The sequence below is a fragment of the Microbacterium sp. Mcb102 genome (assembly GCF_024519805.1).
In the GTDB taxonomy this organism is placed as follows: Bacteria; Actinomycetota; Actinomycetes; order Actinomycetales; family Microbacteriaceae; genus Microbacterium.
The window spans coordinates 73,962-92,994 of the sequence record NZ_JALJRG010000005.1; the positions used below are offsets into that span (position 1 = coordinate 73,962).

A 19,033-nucleotide genomic window follows, 5' to 3' on the forward strand; every position below is an offset into this window, starting at 1 on the left:
GGTCCGGGCGGACGCCGGAGCGCCCGCCCGGATTCGAGCTCAGAAGAAGCCCATCGGCCCTTCCGCGTAGGAGACGAGGAGGTTCTTCGTCTGCTGGTAGTGATCGAGCATCATCTTGTGGTTCTCGCGACCCACGCCCGACTGCTTGTATCCGCCGAACGCGGCGTGCGCGGGGTACTGGTGATACGTGTTGGTCCACACGCGTCCGGCCTCGATCGCCCGCCCTGCGCGGTAGGCGGTGTCGCCGCTGCGGCTCCAGACTCCCGCGCCGAGCCCGTAGAGGGTGTCGTTCGCGATCGAGATCGCGTCGTCGAAACCGTCGAACGAGGTGACCGACAGCACGGGGCCGAAGATCTCCTCCTGGAAGATGCGCATGTCGTTCGTGCCCTCGAACACGGTCGGCGCGACGTAGAAGCCCTCACTCAGATCGCCGCCGAGGTCGACCCGATCGCCGCCCGTGAGCAGCCTGGCTCCGCCCTGTTTGCCGATGTCGATGTAGCTGAGGATCTTCTCCAGCTGGTCGTTCGACGCCTGCGCGCCGATCATCGTCGCCGGGTCGAGCGGGTTTCCCTGCACGACCTTGCCGACCCGCTCCAGCCCGTCGGCGAGGAAGCCGTCGTAGATCGACCGCTGGATCAGTGCGCGCGACGGGCAGGTGCAGACCTCGCCCTGGTTCAGAGCGAACATCGTGAAGCCCTCGAGCGCCTTGTCGTAGAACGGGTCGCTGGTCGAGCGGGCGACATCCTCGAAGAACACGTTCGGGCTCTTGCCTCCGAGCTCCAGCGTCACCGGGATCAGGTTCTGCGAGGCGTACTGCATGATGAGACGGCCGGTCGTGGTCTCTCCCGTGAAGGCGACCTTGCGGATGCGCTTGTGCTGCGCGAGCGGAGCGCCCGCCTCGATGCCGAAGCCGTTGACGATGTTCACGACACCGGCGGGCAGCAGGTCGCCGATGATGTCGAACAGGAAGAGCAGGGATGCCGGGGTCTGCTCGGCCGGCTTGATGACGACGCAGTTGCCTGCGGCGAGCGCGGGAGCCAGCTTCCACACCGCCATCAGGATCGGGAAGTTCCACGGGATGATCTGACCGACCACCCCGAGCGGCTCGTGGAAGTGGTACGCCACGGTGTTCTCGTCCAGCTGGCTGATGCCGCCCTCCTGCGCGCGGAGCACCCCGGCGAAGTAGCGGAAGTGGTCGACGGCGAGCGGGATGTCCGCGGCGAGGGTCTCGCGAACCGGCTTGCCGTTCTCCCAGGTCTCGGCGACCGCGATCTCTTCGAGATGCTGCTCGATCCGATCGGCGATGCGGTTGAGGATCACCGATCGCTCGGCCGGGCTCGTCTTGCCCCAGCTCGCGAAGGCCTTCCAGGCGACATCGACGGCCCGGTCGATGTCGTCTGCGGTGCCCCGGCCGACCTCGGTGAAGGGCTTGCCGTTGACGGGGCTGATGTTCTCGAAGTATTGGCCCTTCACGGGGGCGACGAACTCGCCGCCGATGTAGTGGCCGTACTGCGGGCGGTAGTTCGCGACGGCACCCGGCTGCCCGGGAGCGGCGTAGGCGAGGGACACGTCTTCTTCGACGATGCTCATGGGGGTCTCCTTCGACGGAGCCGCGCTTCGGTTCGCGGCTGTGCTCCGACGGTAGGGCGCGCAAGGTTGCACCCCGATGCGCAACGTTGCAATATATTGCGAGGCCTCAGTCGGCGGCGAGACGCTCGATGCGCGCGACCACTCCCGCGCGCTTCGGCGATCGCGCCGGAAGCATCTCCAGGGCGAGGCGCAGCGCCTCGGCATCCCCCTGACCCTCCGGGATCTCGGCGTAGGCGAGCAGCACGTCGAGGCTCGCCTCCGACAGCATCGCCTCGTGCAGCGCCGCGCGCACCGATTCGCGGAAGTCCTCGACCCCGGGAGACGTCGACTCGGGCAGCACGGGTCCGCGATAGGCGGTGAGCGCCACGCGGTGCGCGCCGCGGTCGAGCAGGGAGAGCACATCGTGCGCATCCGTGTCGAGGGCGACGGGCAGCCGGTACGGACGCGACTCCGGAACCAGGTCGGGTGCCGTGCGCTCGAGCACCTTGCGCAGACGCACCATCTCGGGCCGCAGCGTGTCGGGCGAGACGCCGGAGCCGTAGACGAGTTCGCACAGCCGCTCGGCAGAGAGCCCCTGACGATGCACGGCGAGCATCAGCAGGATGGCGGCGTGCCGCGCGCTGAGCTCGATCATCGATTCGTCGTGCGCCGACTCCGTCTCCAGCCGCGCGCGGTCCCGTCCGAGCACATGCAGCGTCGCCCGGGCGGTCACGGGGTTGCGCGGCTTCGAGGTCGTCGGCCTGTTCCGGGGGGCCTCGCTCCGTTCCCGCAGCCGCGCGACCATCAGCTCCGATTCCACGGCACGGGCGGTCGCATCGACCAGCAGCCGCGCCTGCGGCGAGACGACATCCGGGCCGCCGGTGATGTCGATCACACCCAGCACCCGCTTCGTCTCCGGGTCGCGCACCGGTGCAGCCGTGCACGACCACGGATGCACGAGCCGGTTGTAGTGCTCGGCGCCGCGGATCTGTACCGACTGACCGAGAGCGAGCGCGGTGCCGGGTGCGCTCGTGCCGACGGCATCCTCCGACCAGTTCGCGCCGGCGACGAAACCCATGTCGTCGGTGAGTGTACGCAGCTGGTCGTCGCCCTCGATCCACAGCAGGCGCCCGGCCTGATCGCCCACCGCGATGATCACGCCGGTGTCCTCGGTCTCGCCGGGCAGAAGCAATGCGCGGATCATGTCCATGGCCGACGCCAGCGGATGCGCGAGACGGTACTCGTCGAGCTCATCGCTGACGAGTTCGAGCGGCGGAGCGGCCTCGGGCCCGACCCTTCGCCGCCACGACCGCTCCCACGACTCGCGCACAAGGGGCCGCACGGCCTGCAGCCTTCGGTCTTCGAGGTTGCCGGCCAGCAGTTCCTCGTGCGCACGCTCGACGATCAGTCGCGATGTCGCCGGAAGCGACTCGCGGGATACCTGCCACGGCGCAGACACAGCGGTCTCCGATCGTCGAAGATGTGCGTTGACTCAGTGTATGAGCAGCACGCCCACGAGGGAACACCCGCCGTGTCAGCGGATGAGCCCCGCGACCAGGTCGTCGATCACGTCGTCGGTGGACGTCTCCGGATCGATCGGCGTGGTCAGCCTGTCGAGCAGCAGCCCATCGATGGCGTAGTGGAACAGGGCGATCTCGCGGCGTCCGCCGGGGAGGCCGGCCGCGGCGTTGAACGCGACGTCGCCGTCGAAGCCGGCCCGCTGCCAGGCGCCGAGGACCGCGGCGACCTCGGGCCGCCGCCCGCCCTCGAGCCTCAGCTCGAACAGGGCGAGCGTCACGTCCCGATCCTCGGTCAGCCGTCGCACGATGTCGCGGATGTAGTCGGCGAACAGCGCGGGACCGGGCTCGGCCGTCGCGCGTCGCTCCAGATCTTCAGGCGTGGGTGCGAGGCGCTCCCCGATCCGCTCGACGAGTCCCTCGATCAGGGCATCGCGGCTGCGGAAGTAGTTCGAGGTCGTGCCGGTCGGGACCTGGGCGACGACGTCGACCGCGCGGTGCGTGAGCCCGCGCGAGCCCTCTCGGGCGAGCACCGTGAGTCCGGCATCCGCGATCGTCCGTCGCCGGGAGTCGTTCTTCGCCATGACACGAGACTAGCGCAATCACTACGTCTGTTGTACTGTAACTGCTACATCTGTAGTGATTGGATCATCATGCGCGAACTCGTGTACTACGCCGCCGTCACCCTCGACGGCTACATCGCCGGGCCGAACGGTGAATTCGACGCCTTCCTCATCGAGGGAGACCACATGGACGGGATCAACGACCGCTTCGCCGACACACTCCCCACCGTCGCGGCCGAAGCCCTCGGCATCGCCCAGACGCGCGAGGTCTTCGACACGGTGCTGATGGGCTGGAACACCTATCAGGTGGGCGGCCTGCCCAGCCCGTACTCGCACCTCCGCCAGATCGTGTTCAGCCGCACGAAGACCGCCGAGGCCGAGAACCTGGAGGTCACGGCCGAGGATCCGGTCGAGGTGGTGCGGCGACTGAAGCAGGAGGACGGCGCCGACATCTGGCTCTGCGGAGGCGGCGCTCTCGCCGCATCGCTCGCCGACGAGATCGACCGGCTCGTGCTGAAGCGGCAGCCCCTGCTCTTCGGATCGGGCATCCCGCTGTTCGGCGAGCGCCCGTATCGCCCCGAACGCTTCGACATCGTCGAGACGGTCGCCTACGAAAGCGGCGTCGTCTTCACCGAGCTGAAGCGTCGTCGCGAGGGGTGACGCTGCCGCGGACCGGGTGCTAGCATTATGCTGTCAGGAGGCAGACATGGCAACCGTGACCATCCGCAATCTCAGCGATGACGTCGTCGTCGCGCTCAAGGAACGTGCCCGGCGGAACTCCCGCTCGATGGAGGCCGAGGTGCGAGATGTGCTGACGCGCTTGGCGCAGGGAGATGAGAGCGGGCTCGAGGCGCAACTCCAGCAGCGGGTGCCTCGGCCACGACGGTGGTCGGTCCCCTCGAGCGAGGTGATGGCGAGGGTCGATGCGAACCCGTCGACTCCGGAACAGGACAAGATGCGGGAGGAATGGCTGGCCGAACTGGAGGCCGACCGCAAGAACCCGTTCTTCCTCGACTCCTTCAGAGATCCGTGGGAGAAGCCGTGATCCTTCTTGACACGAACGTCCTCATCCGGCTCGATGCCGTCCGATTGCCGCCGGCTGACGTGGCGCTCAGTGCAATCGCGTACTCCGAGCTGCAACTCGGAGTCGAGCGGGCGACAGATCCGGTTCTCCGTCGCCGTCGACGCAACGAACTGATGCGGTTGTCGGCACTGCTCGAAGCCGACTGGCTTCCGTTCGATCAAGCCGCCGCCGATGGCTACGCGCGCCTCGCGTCACGGGTGATCCTGAACCGTCCCGCCCACGCCCGAAGTAAGGACATCATGCTGGCCGGCCACGCCTACGCGCTCGGCGCCGCTGTCCTCACGTTCAACCCGAAGGACTTCGAGCTCGTGTCCGACGAAGTCGAGATCATCGTCCCCGAACTGCGCTGACGCCAGAAATCAGCCCCGCGCGGCCCACCACTCGCGCAGCCGCTGCTCGACGACATCGGGACCCAGCACGCCCTCGTCCAACCGCAGATCGAGCAGGAACCGGTACGCCTCGCCCACCTCACGGCCGGGAGCGATACCGAGCACCTGCTGGATGCGGTTGCCGTCGATCTCCGGACGGATGGAGTCGAGCTCCTCCTGCTCGCGCAGCGCTGCGATGCGCGACTCGATGTCGTCGTACGCGCTGGCGAGGCGACCGGCCTTGCGCTTGTTGCGCGTGGTGACATCGGCGCGGGTGAGGATGTGCAGGCGCTCCAGCAGGTCACCCGCGTCGCGCACGTAACGCCGCACCGCGGCATCCGTCCAGGTGCCCTCGGCGTAGCCGAAGAAGCGCAGATGCAGCTCGATCAGTGTGGCGACGGCATCGGTCGTGTCGGTGTCGAACCGCAGGGACTGCAGGCGCTTGCGAGCCATGCGCGACCCGACGACGTCGTGGTGATGGAACGTCACCACACCGCCGGGCTCGAGCTTGCGCGTGCGCGGCTTGCCGATGTCGTGCAGCAGCGCGGCGAGGCGTAGCGGCACATCGGGGGCGGCGCCCGGATGCCGGGAGTGCTCGAGCTCGATCGCCTGGCTGAGCACGGTGAGGGAGTGCTCGTAGACATCTTTGTGGTGGTGGTGCTCGTCGACCTCGAGGCGCAGCTCGGTGACCTCGGGGAGGAACTCGTCGATCAGGCCGGTGTCGACCAGCACCCGGATGCCGCGCACCGGATCGTCGGTCTGCATGAGGCGCACGAGTTCGGACTGGATGCGCTCCGGGCTCACGATCTTGAGGGTCTCGCGCAGTTCGGCGATCGCTTCGGCCGTGGCCTCCTCGACCCGGAATCCGAGCTGGGCGCTGAAGCGGGCCGCACGCAGCATCCGCAGCGGGTCGTCGCCGAACGAGATCCGCGGGTCGGCCGGGGTACGCAGGATGCCGGCGATGAGGTCTTCCACGCCACCGGTCGGATCGACCAGCTTCACGGCGGGCACCTGGAGCGCCATGGAGTTCACGGTGAAGTCGCGACGCACGAGGTCGCCGTCGATCGTGTCGCCGAACTCGACCGTGGGCTTGCGGGTCACGCCGTCATAGCTGTCGGCGCGATAGGTCGTGATCTCGACCTGCTCGCCCTGCACGCGCGCACCGATCGTGCCGAATGCGCGACCGATGTCCCACTGCGCGGTCGAGATCGGCGTGACGATGGCCAGGATGTCGTCGGGCGCGGCGTTCGTCGTGAAGTCGAGGTCGTGCGTCGCCCGACCCAGCAGCGCATCGCGCACCGGACCACCGACCACGGCCAGGTCGAAACCGGCATCCGCGAACGCCGTCGCGAGGGTGCGGACGACCGGGTTCTCGGCGAGCGCACCGAGACGGGCGAGGCCGTCAGCCATGTTGAGCATGGGTTCCAGCGTACCGGGGCGGGCCGGTGGGGCTTCGGCAGGTGCCGCCCACACCGTTCACCTCCCGGTCGCCCGAGGGCCAGCCTCCCGTCACCCGACACCGATGGGGTGGAGGAGCCCCGTGCGGCTGAGCACGGAAACCCACCCCCATGAAGGACTGACATGACCTCCCCCACCCCTGCGGTGCGCTGGCGGCGTCACGGACTGACGTCCGTCGCGCTCCTCGCGCTGCTCGGCGGCGCTGTCGTCGCCCCCGCGGCCCTCGCGGCCCCCGAGCCCGAAGTGCCGACCGGCTCGCTGATCACCGGCGACACCGCCTGGCACTACCTCGACGACGGATCCGACCCGTCGCCCGCACCGGCCGCGCTCCGTGACTGGACGCTCCCGGCGTTCGACGACGGCAGCTGGAAGACGGCCGCGGGCTCGTTCGGCGCGAAGAACGGCAAGCTCGGGGCTGTGGGCCCGCAGACGCCGAAGACGCTCCTGAACCACTACCTCGACGGCGCGAAGGCGCCGACCGTGCCGACGTACTTCTTCCGCACGACGTTCGAGCTCGAGGCGGGAGTCGCCGAGCAGGTCGCGGCGCTGCAGAGCACGATCACCTACGACGACGCCGTGATCGTGTGGATCAACGGTGAAGAGGTCGCCCGTTACGTCGACGGCCGCATCACCGACACGAAGAACGTCGAGTACGCCGGCGACTCCAACGGCGACCCGCTGACGACCACGTTCAGCGCCGAGGGCGACCTGCTGCACGACGGCACCAACACGATCGCCGTCTCGCTGTTCCAGGACCGCGAGACCAGCTCCGACATCTACTTCGACATGTCGTCGCTGACCCTGGTGGAGGCATCCGACCCCGGCACGCCCGTGATCGCGCCGCCGACCCGCGTCATCCTGACCCCGACCGAGCAGCCGGCCATCTCCCAGGCGTTCTCGTGGCTCGCGGGCGACGCGTCGCACACGGTCGGACAGGTCGAGATCGCGCCGACCGCGGGTGGCGACGTCCGCACCGTCGACGCGTACGACGCCGGTGTCGTCAACGGCAACCCGAACAAGCACTTCTCGGCGACCGTCACCGGTCTCACCGCGGCGACCGAATACCGCTACCGCGTCGGCCTGCCCGGCAGCTGGAGCGACTGGTACGAGTTCCGCACGGCCGACCCGAAGGCGACCGACTTCCAGTTCATCTACTACGGCGACGCGCAGATCGGACTCGACACCACGTGGCCGAGCGTCGTAAAGCAGGCGGAGGCCAACGCTCCGCGCTCGATCGGCTCCGTGCACGCGGGCGACCTGATCAACAAGTCCAGCAACGAGGACGAATGGGTCAACTGGTTCAAGGGCATGAAGGACTCGGCCGTGCGCACCAACGTGATGGCCGCCCCCGGCAACCACGAGTACTCGGGCGACAAGCTGCTCACCGCGTGGAAGGCCGCTTTCGAGTACCCGCACAACAACCCGTCGATGAGCTCCATCGGCGAACTGGCCGATCTCGCCAAGGGTGACACCGAGGTCGCGGCCCAGTACCGCGCTCTCTTCGAGCACTGGAGCGCCTTCGCCGCCGAGACCGCGTACTACACCGACTACCAGGGCGTGCGCTTCATCACGCTCAACGCGACGCGCGACGCGACCTTCCTCACCCCGCCGGCGCTGCCTTCGTGCACGAGTGCCGACTGCCCGATCGCCCAGGGCGAGGAGCTGTGGATCCGCTTCCAGGGCGCCTGGCTCGACCTGCTGCTGCAGAACAGCCCGTCGAAGTGGAATGTCGTCACCTTCCACCAGCCGGTCTTCTCGGCATCCGAGGGTCGCGACGAGCCGAAGCTCCGCGCCGACTGGGTCCCCGTGTTCCAGCGCAACGACATCGACCTGGTGCTCATGGGCCACGACCACACCTACGCCCGCGGCTACGTGAACACCGACGCGACCGAGACGCCCGGGATCACCACCGGCCCGGTCTACGTGGTGTCGAACTCCGGCGCGAAGCACTACGAGCTCGAGACGCCGGAGAAGAACGTCTGGACCAACAACGGCGCCACCCAGGTGCTGCGCGGCCAGGGCGTCACCACCTACCAGGTGATCGACGTCTCGAAGAATCAGCTCGTCTACCGCTCGTACCTGGCGGAGAAGCAGCCGGATGCCACCACCGACCTCCCCGTCGGCGCCGTCTACGACACGTTCACGGTGACGAAGTCGGATGCGGGCGAGAAGTGGGTCACCGAGAAGGGCGTCACTCCTCCGGTCACGCCGGAGCCCGAGGTTCCCGCCGAGATCGAGCTGGGCGCGGCATCGGTCACGGCCGGCAGCACTCTCGCGGTCTCGGGCAGCGGCTTCGCGGAAGGAGCCGAGCTGCGACTCGAGCTGCGCTCCGACCCGGTGCAGCTGGGCACGGTGACCGCCGGTGCGGACGGCTCGTTCCAGCGCACGGTGACGATCCCGGCCAACACCCCGGCCGGGGCGCACACGCTCGCCGCGATCCTGCCCGACGGCACCGAGGTCACGGCCTCCGTCACCGTCACCGCGGTGTCCGGCGGCGGAGCGGTCACGCCAGGTGACGGCTCGGGCAGTTCGAGTGGCGCGGACGGCGACCTCGCCACCACGGGTGCCGACAGCGTCCCGTACATCGTCGCAGCGGTCGTGCTCCTCGCGGCGGGCCTCGGCCTGTTCGCGATGCGCCGCCGTCGGCAGCACGCCACGGTCGAGGTGACCGAGGCCGAGTAGTCCGCAGCATCCACGGGCGCCGTCGGGGTTTCGACCCGGGCGGCGCCCTTGCTGCGCGCCGCCCTGCGAAAACCCGGACGCACCCTACTGCCTCCGGCGCGCCGCGCCCCGACACGCCGCCAGGCACGCGGACCGTCTCCGTTTTCGCACACCCGACCGCCTCAGCGCGACCCCGGACTGGGATAACCTTCCACCGAGTCCGTCCCGCTGAAGGAGAGCCCGTGCCCGCGAACGATGTGATGGCCGACGAGACCGATCGGATCGTCGCCGCGGCCCTGCAGGTGAACGGCCGTGCGTCGTGGGGAGAGATCGCCCGCGTGGTCGACCTGCCCGAGCGCACCGTCGCCCGTCGCGGTCAGCGGCTGCTCGATCGCGGACTGGTCCGCGTCTCCACCTACGTCGACCCCGCCCGCGTGCTGCACGCCCGCGCGGTGCTGTTCCGCATCACGACCGAGCCGCACGCGCTATGGCATGTGGCGCGCACCCTTGCCCGCCGCGCGGACGCCTCGTCGGTCTCGGTGCTCGAGGGCAGCAGCGACATCGCCGGCATGCTGCTCCCCCACGACGACGCCTCCATCCGCGAGCTGCTGTTCACCGACTTCCCCGAGCTCGAGGGCATCGACTCGATCAACGTCACCACTGTCCTGAAGTTCTTCCGCTCGGGGCACGACTGGCGTGCGGGCGTACTGACCGACGAACAGGCCCGCATGCTCGACGAGTCGTCCGGCTCGGAGGTCGACCCCGCCGACTCCCTGAGCGACGATGAGGAGGCTCTGATCCGACTGCTCCTGAAGGACGGACGGATGCCGGTGGCCCAACTCTCCCGCGCCCTGGGCCTCAACGTCACGACGACCCGGCGACGCATGGAGTCGCTGAGCCGCCGCGGACTGATGCATCCGCGCACCGAGGTCGTGCCGAGCCTGTTCGGTCTGGGACTCGAGGCGCTCGTATGGCTTCGCGTGCCGATGGCTCGGCTCGAGAAGGTGGGCGCGGCCCTCGCCGCCGCTCCCGAGGTGAAGTTCATCGCGGCCACCACCGGGACCTCGCAGCTGCTCGCCAATGTGCTCGTGAAGGATGCCGACGAGTTCTACCGCTTCCTCACGGGCCCGGCGGTGGCGGGGCACGACGGACTCGAGGTCGTGGAGTCGCTGGTGGTGATCACCCCGGTGCTGCGCGGATCACTGATCGTCGATGAGGCCCCCGAAGCGCTGGCCAATGACATGCCGACCGGCGCCATCCGGCTGTAGGCCGATTCTGTTACTGGCATGTAACGAAATGGCGAGATCGTTCTTGACAGCTTGACCTAGTGGCGAAATAGGGCGAGTATCCTCTCCAGGGCCATCACCCCTGGAGAGGACGATCGTGTTCACGGCTACTGGAGACGACTGGGCGGATCGCGCGGCGACGCTGCCCCTGCACACGCGCATGTTCATCGACGGCGCGTGGGAGGCGGGCTCTGCCGAGCCGCTGACTCCCGTGAGCCCGCGAGACGGTCGTGCGCTCCCGCCGATCACGGCCGCCTCCGCCGCCGACGTCGACCGGGCCGTCCGCTCGGCCCGCGCCGCGTTCGACTCCGGCGTCTGGTCGCGCATCGCACCCCGCGAGCGCGGACAGCTGCTCATCGCCTTCGCGCAGAAGATCCACGACAACGCCGAGGAGCTCGCCCTCACGATCTCGCTCGAGATGGGCAAGCCCATCCGCGAGGCCCTGCAGACCGAGCTGCGCGCGGTCGTGAACTGCTTCCGCTGGTACGGCGAGGCCGCCGACAAGGTGCTCGACGAGATGCCGGTCACCGCGCCGAACAGCCTCGCCCTCGTGACCCGCGAGCCGGCCGGAGTGGTCGCCGCCGTCGTGCCGTGGAACTTCCCGCTGACGATGACCGCGTGGAAGCTCGCCCCCGCCCTCGCGGTCGGCAACAGCGTCGTGCTCAAGCCCGCCGAGCACACCACCTACTCCGCGCTGCGCCTCGCCGAGCTCGCGGTCGAGGCCGGCATCCCCGCCGGCGTCCTCAACGTCACGCCCGGCACCGGCCAGGTCGCCGGCCGCGCGCTCGGCGAACACCCCGATGTCGACGTGGTCACCTTCACCGGCTCGCCCGAGGTCGGCCGGAAGTTCCTCGGCTACTCGGCCGCCTCCAACGGCAAACGCGTCTGGCCCGAGCTCGGTGGCAAGACCGCGAGCCTGGTGCTGCCGGATGCCGACCTGGAACGGGCCGTGCGCGCCACCGCCGACGGCTGCTTCTACAACCAGGGGCAGATGTGCACGGCATCCTCCCGCCTGCTGGTGCCGCGGGCTCAGCGCGACCGCGCGCTGGAGATCGCGGCCGAGGTCGCGCGCACGAGCCTCCCCGCCGACCCGTTCGACGTCGCCACCTCGATGGGCGCAATCGTCAGCGAGCGGCAACTCGCGGGGATCGCCGGATTCGTCGAGCGCGCCCAGGCCGAGGGCGGCGAACTCGCCGCCGGCAGTGCCGAGCGGTTCCGGGCCGTCGACGGCGGCAGCTACTTCGCCCCGGTCGTGCTCGGCGTCACCCCCGAACACGAGGTCGCCCAGCGCGAGGTCTTCGGTCCTGTGCTCTCCGTCATCGCGTACGACGACGTGGAGGACGCGCTCGCGATCGCGAACGGCACCGAGTTCGGTCTGGCCGCCGCCCTCTGGAGCACCGACCTCAACGCCGTGCACACCCTGTCGCGGCGCCTGCGCGCCGGAGTCGTCTGGGTCAACTGCTTCGAGGAGGGCGACATGACGATCCCCTTCGGCGGCGTCAAGGGATCGGGTTTCGGCCGCGACAAGAGCCTGCACGCCCTGGAGAAGTTCACCGACCTGAAGACCACCTGGATCGAGCTCTCGTGATCCGCCCGTTCATCGGCATCACCACCTGGCGCCGTTTCATCGACACCGACCTCGGCAGCGGTCGCCCCGCCCACAGCCTGGGCACGGAGTACGCGGCGCCCATCGAGGCCGCGGGCGGCGCCGTGGTGCTGCTGCCGCCGACCGCCGGCGTCGACGAGGTGCTCGACCGTCTGGACGGGCTCGTCCTCTCCGGCGGAGAAGACGTGCACCCCTCGCGCTACGGCGCCGCGCCGCAGGAGGGCAAGAACTACGACCCCTCGCGCGACGGCTACGAACTCGCGCTCGCCCGCGGAGCCCGTGAACGCGGTCTGCCGGTGCTGGCGATCTGCCGCGGCCTCCAGGTCAGCAACGTCGCCTTCGGAGGATCGCTGATCGTCGACATCCCGACGACCGCTGACCACCAGCCCGTGCGCGGCGCCGACCAGCAGCTGGCGGCACGGCATCCGATCACGCTCGCCGAAGGCAGCCGTCTCGCGGCGCTCTACGGCACGCGGAACCGCGTCGTGAACACCATCCACCACCAGTCGATCGACGTCACCGCGCCCGGCCTCCATCCGGTCGCCTGGGCTCCGGACGGCATCGTCGAAGCCGTCGAGGCCGACGACGACTGGCCCTTCTGGGCGGTGCAGTGGCACCCCGAGAAGATGATCGCCCCCGATGAGGCCGCAGAGGAGATGCCGCTGTTCGCGGCGTTCGTCTCGGCCGCCCGTGAACGCGCAGCGGAACACCCCGCTGCAGAGAAAGGAACACGATGACCAAGCAGGTCTTCCTCGAGTACGAGAACGGCGTCCGCGCCGTCGCCACCCTGTTCGAGGACCTCGCCCCTCGCACCTGCGAAGCCATGTGGGGTGCGCTGGAGAAGCCGGTCACCATGCAGGCCATGCACGCGATGTACGCCGGACCCGAGGTCATGGTCGGCCTTCCCGAAGAGGCCCAGAACTTCGACCCCGAGAAGGTGCCGTTCGAGAACCAGCAGGTCGTGCCCGCACCGGGTGACCTGCAGTGGTACTGGCAGCGTCCGATGCAGATGGGCGGCCTGCCGTTCGAGTGGTACGAGATCGGAGTCTTCTACGATCGTGGTGCCCGTACTCTCGGCCCGCTCGGATGGACACCCGTCAACATCTGGGGCGGCATCACCGAAGGACTCGCGGAATTCGCCAAGGAGAGCGCCGCGATCCGCATCGACGGAGCGAAGCAGCTCACCATCGGACGCCTGGTCTAAGGCGTTCACTCAGTGCTGGACCCATCCCGAAGGAGCAGTGCATGAATACCCGAAGAATCCTCACCACCGGGGCGCTCGTCGCCACCGGCGCCCTCGTCCTCGCCGGCTGTGCATCCGGTGACGACACCGCATCCTCCGGCGACAAGGAGTTCGCCGGCGAGACCATCGTCGTCACCTCGTTCGGCGGCGACTGGGAGAAGGCCTTCATCGAGGCCGTCGTCGATCCCTTCGAGGAGGAGACCGGTGCCAAGGTCGAGCTGATCACGCTGTACAGCGCCGACGCCCTCGCACAGGTCACCGCCCAGAAGGCGAGCCCCCAGATCGATGTCGTGCACTTCTCGGGCGGCCAGGAGTTCACGGCCGCTCAGGACGGGCTCATCGCCCCGATCGCGGCCGACGACCTGTCCGAGTCCGGTGACCTGATCGACCTCGCGACCGCAGGCCTCGAGCGGGGCGAAGGCCCCGTCATCCAGCTGGCGCCGATCGGACTCGTCTACAACACCGAGGCGGATGCTCCGGCGCCCACCTCGTGGCTCGACCTGTTCGACGACGCGTACGCCGGTCACGTCGCCCTCACGGACTTCTCGAACACGTACGGCGTGCTCTCGATGCTCCGTGTCGCCGACGCTCTCGGCGGTGGAATCGACGACCCCTCGAAGGCCATCGCCGACCTCGGGGCACTCGCCTCGGCGGGCGACGCGATCGTGGTCCCGACGTCGCCCGACCTGCAGACCGCCTTCGCCCAGCGCGACACGTGGATCGCTCCGTACGCGATGGACTACGCCGGCACCCTGCAGGATGCGGGTCTTCCGGTCGAGTTCATCGTGCCCGAGGAGGGCGCCACCGCCTCCCTCATCACGGCGAACGTCGTCGAGGGCAGGGACAACCCCGACCTCGCGAAGCTCTTCATCGACTTCGAGCTGCGCCCCGAAGCGCAGGCCGTCTTCGCGGAGAACATGCGGTACTCGCCGGTCAACACCAAGGCGGAGCTCTCGGACGACGCGGCGGATGCGGTCCTCACCGGTGACGAGCTCGACACGGTCGTGGTCTACGCGCCCGGCGACATCGCCGCCGACCGTCAGTCCTGGACCGACGAGTGGAATGCGCTGATCACCAAATGAGCGTCCGAACCCGTAGGGAGCCCTGGCTCCTGCTCCTGCCGGCGATCGCACTGCTCGCGCTCGCCTTCGTCACGCCGGTGGCCGGCATGCTCCTCATGAGCGTGCAATCGTCGGCAGGCGGGTTCACCCTCGACAACTTCACCCGGTTGTTCACGAGTGAATATCACCTCCAGGCGGCGCTGCGTTCGCTCCGCCTGGGGGTGATCCAGACGGTGATCACCCTCGTGATCGCCATCCCCCTCTCCTATGTGATGGCCCGCGCCGGCTCGAAGGTGCGCTCCTTCCTCCTGATCGTCGTGATCCTCCCGCTCATGACGAGCGTCGTGGTCCGCACGTTCGGCTGGGTCGTCCTGATGGGACCCTCCGGACTCATGATGCAGATCCCCGGCGCGGAGTTCCTCGTCGGCGGCACCCAGGGCTTCCTCGGCACCGAGACCGGCGTCGTGATCGCGATGGTGCAGGTGCTCCTCCCCTTCGCGGTGCTCAGCATCCTCGGCGTCATCTCCGGCATCACCCCGCAGCTCGAAGAGGCGTCCCGCACCCTCGGCGCCGGATTCTGGCGCACGCTGCGGCACGTCGTCCTCCCCCTCGCGGTGCCCGGCATCGTCGCCGGCGCCTCGCTCGTGTTCGTCCTGTCGGTGAGCTCGTTCATCACCCCCCGCTTCATCGGCGGAGCCCAGATCCCGGTGTTCGCGCAGACCATCTACGTCGACGCGACCACCAACCTCGACTGGTCGTTCGCGGCCGCGCAGGCCGTGCTGCTGTTCGCCGGGGTCATGCTCGTCCTCGCAGCGACGTCCCGGCTCGGGAAGCAGAAGGTGTGACCATGGTCCGTTCCGTTCCCCTCCTCGGCAGGATCCTCGCGATCGTCCTCGGCGTCGTCGTGACGCTGTACATGCTCGTGCCGCTCATGGTCGTCGCCGGTGCCTCGGTCGGCGAGAACCGCTTCCTGACGTTCCCCGGGCAGGGCTTCACGCTCGACTGGTACGTCGAGGCGCTCACCTCCGACACCTACCTCGAGCCGTTCCGCCTGAGTCTGCTCGTCGGCATCACCGTCGCGATCCTCGCTGCCGCGATCGGCACCGCAGCCGCCCTCGCTCTCACCCGCTTCAAGGTTCCCGGCGGGGCGGCGATCCAGGCGCTGTTGATGTCGCCACTGACGATCCCCACGATCATCCTCGCCATCGGCGCCCTGTCCATCGCGTCGCTCACGATCGGGTCACCCAACGTGGGTGTGCTGATCGCGATCCACATCGTCATCGCGATCCCCTACGTGATGCGCACCGTGACCGGCGTGATGACCCGCGCCGACCACTTCACCGAGGAGGCGGCGCGCACTCTCGGTGCCAGCACCTGGAATCGCTACCGGCTCGTCGTGCTCCCGATCGCCCGCCCCGGCATCGCGGCCGGCGCCTTCTTCGCCTTCAACATCTCGTTCGACGATGCGGTCATCGCCCTCTTCCTGCGCACCCCGCAGCTCGAGACGCTCCCCATCGCCATCTACGGCCAGCTGGAGTTCAGCACGTCGCCCACTGTGGCGGCCGTCTCGACTCTCATGGTCCTGCTCACCGTCGTCCTCATGATCGTGCTCGAACGCATCATCGGCCTGGGAAGGTTGTTCGTCTGATGACAACACTCACCATCACCTCACTCACCAAGGACTTCAAGGGGACGAAGGTGCTCAAGGGCATCGACCTCTCGATGCAGTCCGGCGAATTCGTCTCCCTCCTCGGCCCCTCGGGCTGCGGAAAGACGACCCTCCTGCGCTGCATCGCCGGCCTCGAATCCCCGAGCGGCGGCACGATCGAGATCGCGGGTCAGGATGTGACGAAACTGCCGCCCGAGAAGCGGCACCTGGGCATGATGTTCCAGAGCTACGCGCTCTTCCCGCACATGAGCGTCGTCGAGAACGTGCGCTTCGGTCTGCGGATGTCGGGCGAGAAGTCGAAGGCCGAGCAGAAGGAGCTGGCTGTACGAGCTCTGGAGCGCGTGCAGATGGGACACCTCGCCGACCGGATGCCGGCGCAGCTGTCGGGCGGTCAGCAGCAGCGCGTCGCACTCGCCCGCGCCATCGCCTTCGAGCCCCGCGTGCTCCTGCTCGACGAGCCGCTGTCGAACCTCGACGCCCGGCTGCGTGAAGACATGCAGGTCGAGCTGAAGGAACTGCACCGCACGCTCGGGCTCACCACCGTGTTCGTGACGCACGACCAGGAAGAGGCGATGAGCCTCTCCGACCGGATCGTCCTCATGAACGGCGGTGTGATCGAGCAGGAGGGTGCACCGGCCGAGCTCTACGGCGCACCGCGCACCCCGTTCGCCGCCGACTTCATCGGGGCGGCGAACCTCCTTCCGGCGACTCGCTCGGGCGCTGTCGCGACGCTCGACGGAACAGGGATCCAGATGCCGTTGACCGGTGCGGGCCCGGACGGCGGCGGAGAGGTGGTGCTCCGCCAGGAGGACCTGCACCTGTCCCCCACCGTCGGCGCGGATGCCCCGGTGAGCGTCGACGTCATCGCCCACGTCTACCGCGGTGCCGACATCGTCTACATCGTCGAGCTCGCAGGCAAACGGATGAGGGTCGTGCGTCCCCGGCACGAGGATCCGATCCCCGAAGGCACCGCCGGTCTCGGCTGGCGCGACGGCGCCCTGCTCTGGATCGCCGCCGCCTGAAGGCCCGGACCCTCGATCACCGACCCGACGCCTCTTCGCCAGGAGTAGTTCCACGGCATCCCCCGGCGATGAGACGCCGCGGCCATAGGATCGCGGCATGGCCGACGATGACGTGCAGTCCTCCCCCGCACCCGATACCTCCCGCCGAGGCTTCTTCAAGATCGGCGGGGCGGCCCTCGCCGGCGCGGTCGTCGGTGGCGCGGGTGGCGCTGCCATCGGAGCATCCGTCGCGGCGGGTGCGCGCGACGGCTTCGCCGACGATCCGGACCCGTACGCCGCGCTGACCCCGCGCAGTGAGCCGGGGTTCGACCACGTCGTGGTCGTGATGGGCGAGAACCGTTCGTTCGACAATCTCCTCGGGTATCTCTACTCGAAGGAGAACCTTCCAGCGGGTGAGAAGTTCGAGGGCCTGGCGTTCGGCACGCACAGCAACAAGGCATCCGACGGCACCGTGGTCGAGGCGCACGTCTACGAGGGCGAGACCGATCGCATCATGAGTCACCCCGATCCCGATCCGGGTGAGGAGTATCCGCACGTCAACACCCAGATCTTCGGAACGGTGGATCCGAAGTCGAATGCCGAGCTCTTCGTCGACCAGATGGAGGCGCCCTACAACGCCCCGACGAACGGCGAGAAGGCCTCGATGTCGGGGTTCCTCCAGGACTACATCATCAACTTCCGTCGGCTGCGCAAGGGCAAGGAGCCGAGCGTCGACGAGGCGAAGCACATCATGGGCTCCTTCTCCCCCGCGATGCTGCCGGTGCTGTCGACGCTCGCCGCCGAGTTCGCGGTGTTCGACCACTGGTACGCCGGCGTCCCGTCACAGACGTTCTGCAATCGCTCCTTCTTCCACGCCTCGACGTCGCACGGCTTCGTGACGAACCAGGCCGGCGGCGGCTACGACAAGTGGATCGATGCACCGGCCGCCCCGACGGTGTTCAACCGGCTCGAGGAGAAGAAGCTCGACTGGAAGATCTACATCGACAAGCTCCAGCTCGTCTCCTTCACCGGCATGCTGCATGCCCCGGTGCTGGAGAAGTACTGGCGCACAGACCACTTCGGCACGATGGAGGACTTCTACGCCGATGTGAAGGACGGCAAGCTCCCCGCGTATGCCTTCATCGAGCCGCGGATGGTCTACGACCACAACGACTTCCACCCGCCGTTCGGCTCACCCCGGGAGGGCTTCGTCGAGGGCGAGGAGGTGTTCGACAGCGCGATCTCCGACGTGCGCGCCGGTGATCTGCTGATCCACGACATCTACGAGGCGGTGCGCACGAGCGCGTCGCCGACGGGGTCGAACGCCGTCAACACCCTGCTGCTGATCACTTTCGACGAACACGGCGGATGCTACGACCACGTGCCGCCGCCCGCGGCGACGAAGCCCACGAAAGACACCGGAGCGGGCGAGATGGGGTTCACCTTCGATCGACTCGGATGCCGTGTCCCGGCCATCGCGGTGTCGGCGTACACGAAGCGCGGCACGATCATCCACGACGAGATGCACCACGGTTCGGTCACGGCGACGCTCTCGCGCCTGCACGGCCTGGAGCCCCTCAACGAGCGCGACGCCTCGGCCAACACCCTGTTCAACGTCGTGAATCTGGATCAGCCGCGGCATCCGGCCGACTGGCCGACGACGAAGCCCTCGTACACGCCGCCGAATCCGGAGGAAGCGGTGCCGCAACCCGACGTGAAGGAGCACCTCAAGCCGCTGACGCCCCCGGCACGCGGGCTGCTCGGGCTGCTTCTGGCCCGCTATGGCAAACCCGGCGAGAAGGAGCCGGAGACCTTCGCCGATGCGTACAAGCTGCTCCACGAGCACGGCGAGGAGCTGTTCGGCCCGCCGAAGAGCAGCTGACCACGGTCGCAGTCTTCGCCCGCGGTCGCACGATTCCCGGGGGACTGTGCGACGCGGGTGCGACT

At 68.6% G+C, this 19,033-nt stretch carries 17 protein-coding genes; 13 read left to right on the forward strand and 4 right to left on the reverse strand.

Annotation, left to right across the window (positions count from 1 at the left end; genetic code table 11):
- Positions 1-39: 39 nt before the first annotated feature.
- The 3 genes from OC372_RS13725 to OC372_RS13735 all read right to left on the reverse strand — a co-directional run bounded on the left by OC372_RS13725 (position 40) and on the right by OC372_RS13735 (position 3,670).
- Positions 40-1,590 (reverse strand): aldehyde dehydrogenase family protein, encoded by a 1,551-nt coding sequence (locus tag OC372_RS13725; RefSeq protein ID WP_262002402.1) that lies wholly within the window; start codon positions 1,588-1,590, stop codon positions 40-42.
- Positions 1,591-1,696: 106 nt separating this feature from the next.
- Entirely contained in the window at positions 1,697-3,028 is a 1,332-nt protein-coding gene (locus OC372_RS13730) for a GAF domain-containing protein (protein WP_262002403.1), read from the reverse strand.
- Between the two features lie 75 nt (positions 3,029-3,103).
- Positions 3,104-3,670, reverse strand: a complete 567-nt coding sequence (locus OC372_RS13735) for a TetR/AcrR family transcriptional regulator (RefSeq protein ID WP_105711995.1) — start codon at positions 3,668-3,670, stop codon at positions 3,104-3,106.
- A 69-nt stretch (positions 3,671-3,739) separates the two neighbouring features.
- Here OC372_RS13735 and OC372_RS13740 point away from each other — a divergent pair, with 69 nt between their 5' ends.
- From OC372_RS13740 to OC372_RS13750, 3 genes are read left to right on the forward strand one after another with little or no spacing between them, the layout of a single operon-like run.
- Positions 3,740-4,309 (forward strand): dihydrofolate reductase family protein, encoded by a 570-nt coding sequence (locus tag OC372_RS13740; RefSeq protein ID WP_029264238.1) that lies wholly within the window; start codon positions 3,740-3,742, stop codon positions 4,307-4,309.
- Positions 4,310-4,355: 46 nt separating this feature from the next.
- Positions 4,356-4,694 carry a FitA-like ribbon-helix-helix domain-containing protein gene (locus OC372_RS13745; RefSeq protein WP_262002404.1) on the forward strand — a complete coding sequence of 113 codons (339 nt, stop codon included), beginning with the start codon at positions 4,356-4,358 and terminating at the stop codon, positions 4,692-4,694.
- Positions 4,691-5,083 (forward strand): type II toxin-antitoxin system VapC family toxin, encoded by a 393-nt coding sequence (locus OC372_RS13750; RefSeq protein WP_262002405.1) that lies wholly within the window; start codon positions 4,691-4,693, stop codon positions 5,081-5,083. Before OC372_RS13745 ends, OC372_RS13750 begins: the two co-directional genes overlap by 4 nt.
- Positions 5,084-5,092: 9 nt before the next feature.
- Here OC372_RS13750 and OC372_RS13755 read toward each other — a convergent pair whose 3' ends face one another.
- Positions 5,093-6,520 (reverse strand): CCA tRNA nucleotidyltransferase, encoded by a 1,428-nt coding sequence (locus OC372_RS13755; protein ID WP_029264235.1) that lies wholly within the window; start codon positions 6,518-6,520, stop codon positions 5,093-5,095.
- A 162-nt stretch (positions 6,521-6,682) separates the two neighbouring features.
- Here OC372_RS13755 and OC372_RS13760 point away from each other — a divergent pair, with 162 nt between their 5' ends.
- From OC372_RS13760 to OC372_RS13805, 10 genes are all read left to right on the forward strand, one after another.
- Complete coding sequence (locus OC372_RS13760) at positions 6,683-9,241, forward strand: purple acid phosphatase family protein (protein WP_262002406.1); 2,559 nt, start codon at positions 6,683-6,685, stop codon at positions 9,239-9,241.
- Between the two features lie 221 nt (positions 9,242-9,462).
- Entirely contained in the window at positions 9,463-10,488 is a 1,026-nt protein-coding gene (locus OC372_RS13765) for an Lrp/AsnC family transcriptional regulator (protein WP_105711988.1), read from the forward strand.
- 115 nt (positions 10,489-10,603) lie between these two features.
- Entirely contained in the window at positions 10,604-12,094 is a 1,491-nt protein-coding gene (locus OC372_RS13770; protein WP_262002407.1) for an aldehyde dehydrogenase family protein, read from the forward strand.
- Positions 12,091-12,849 (forward strand): gamma-glutamyl-gamma-aminobutyrate hydrolase family protein, encoded by a 759-nt coding sequence (locus OC372_RS13775; RefSeq protein ID WP_262002408.1) that lies wholly within the window; start codon positions 12,091-12,093, stop codon positions 12,847-12,849. The genes OC372_RS13770 and OC372_RS13775 overlap by 4 nt, the downstream gene beginning before the upstream one ends.
- On the forward strand, positions 12,846-13,316 hold the full coding sequence (locus OC372_RS13780; protein WP_017829890.1) for a DUF3830 family protein: 471 nt from the start codon (positions 12,846-12,848) through the stop codon (positions 13,314-13,316). The genes OC372_RS13775 and OC372_RS13780 overlap by 4 nt, the downstream gene beginning before the upstream one ends.
- A gap of 41 nt (positions 13,317-13,357) precedes the next feature.
- Positions 13,358-14,437: a polyamine ABC transporter substrate-binding protein gene (locus tag OC372_RS13785; RefSeq protein WP_029264226.1), complete on the forward strand. Its 1,080-nt coding sequence runs from the start codon at positions 13,358-13,360 to the stop codon at positions 14,435-14,437.
- Positions 14,434-15,261 carry an ABC transporter permease gene (locus OC372_RS13790; protein WP_029264225.1) on the forward strand — a complete coding sequence of 276 codons (828 nt, stop codon included), beginning with the start codon at positions 14,434-14,436 and terminating at the stop codon, positions 15,259-15,261. The genes OC372_RS13785 and OC372_RS13790 overlap by 4 nt, the downstream gene beginning before the upstream one ends.
- 2 nt (positions 15,262-15,263) lie before the next feature.
- Complete coding sequence (locus tag OC372_RS13795; protein WP_262002409.1) at positions 15,264-16,064, forward strand: ABC transporter permease; 801 nt, start codon at positions 15,264-15,266, stop codon at positions 16,062-16,064.
- Positions 16,064-17,107, forward strand: coding sequence for an ABC transporter ATP-binding protein (locus tag OC372_RS13800; RefSeq protein ID WP_105711986.1), 1,044 nt, complete (start codon positions 16,064-16,066; stop codon positions 17,105-17,107). Before OC372_RS13795 ends, OC372_RS13800 begins: the two co-directional genes overlap by 1 nt.
- Positions 17,108-17,204: 97 nt before the next feature.
- Entirely contained in the window at positions 17,205-18,968 is a 1,764-nt protein-coding gene (locus OC372_RS13805; RefSeq protein ID WP_262002410.1) for an alkaline phosphatase family protein, read from the forward strand.
- Positions 18,969-19,033 lie beyond the last annotated feature (65 nt).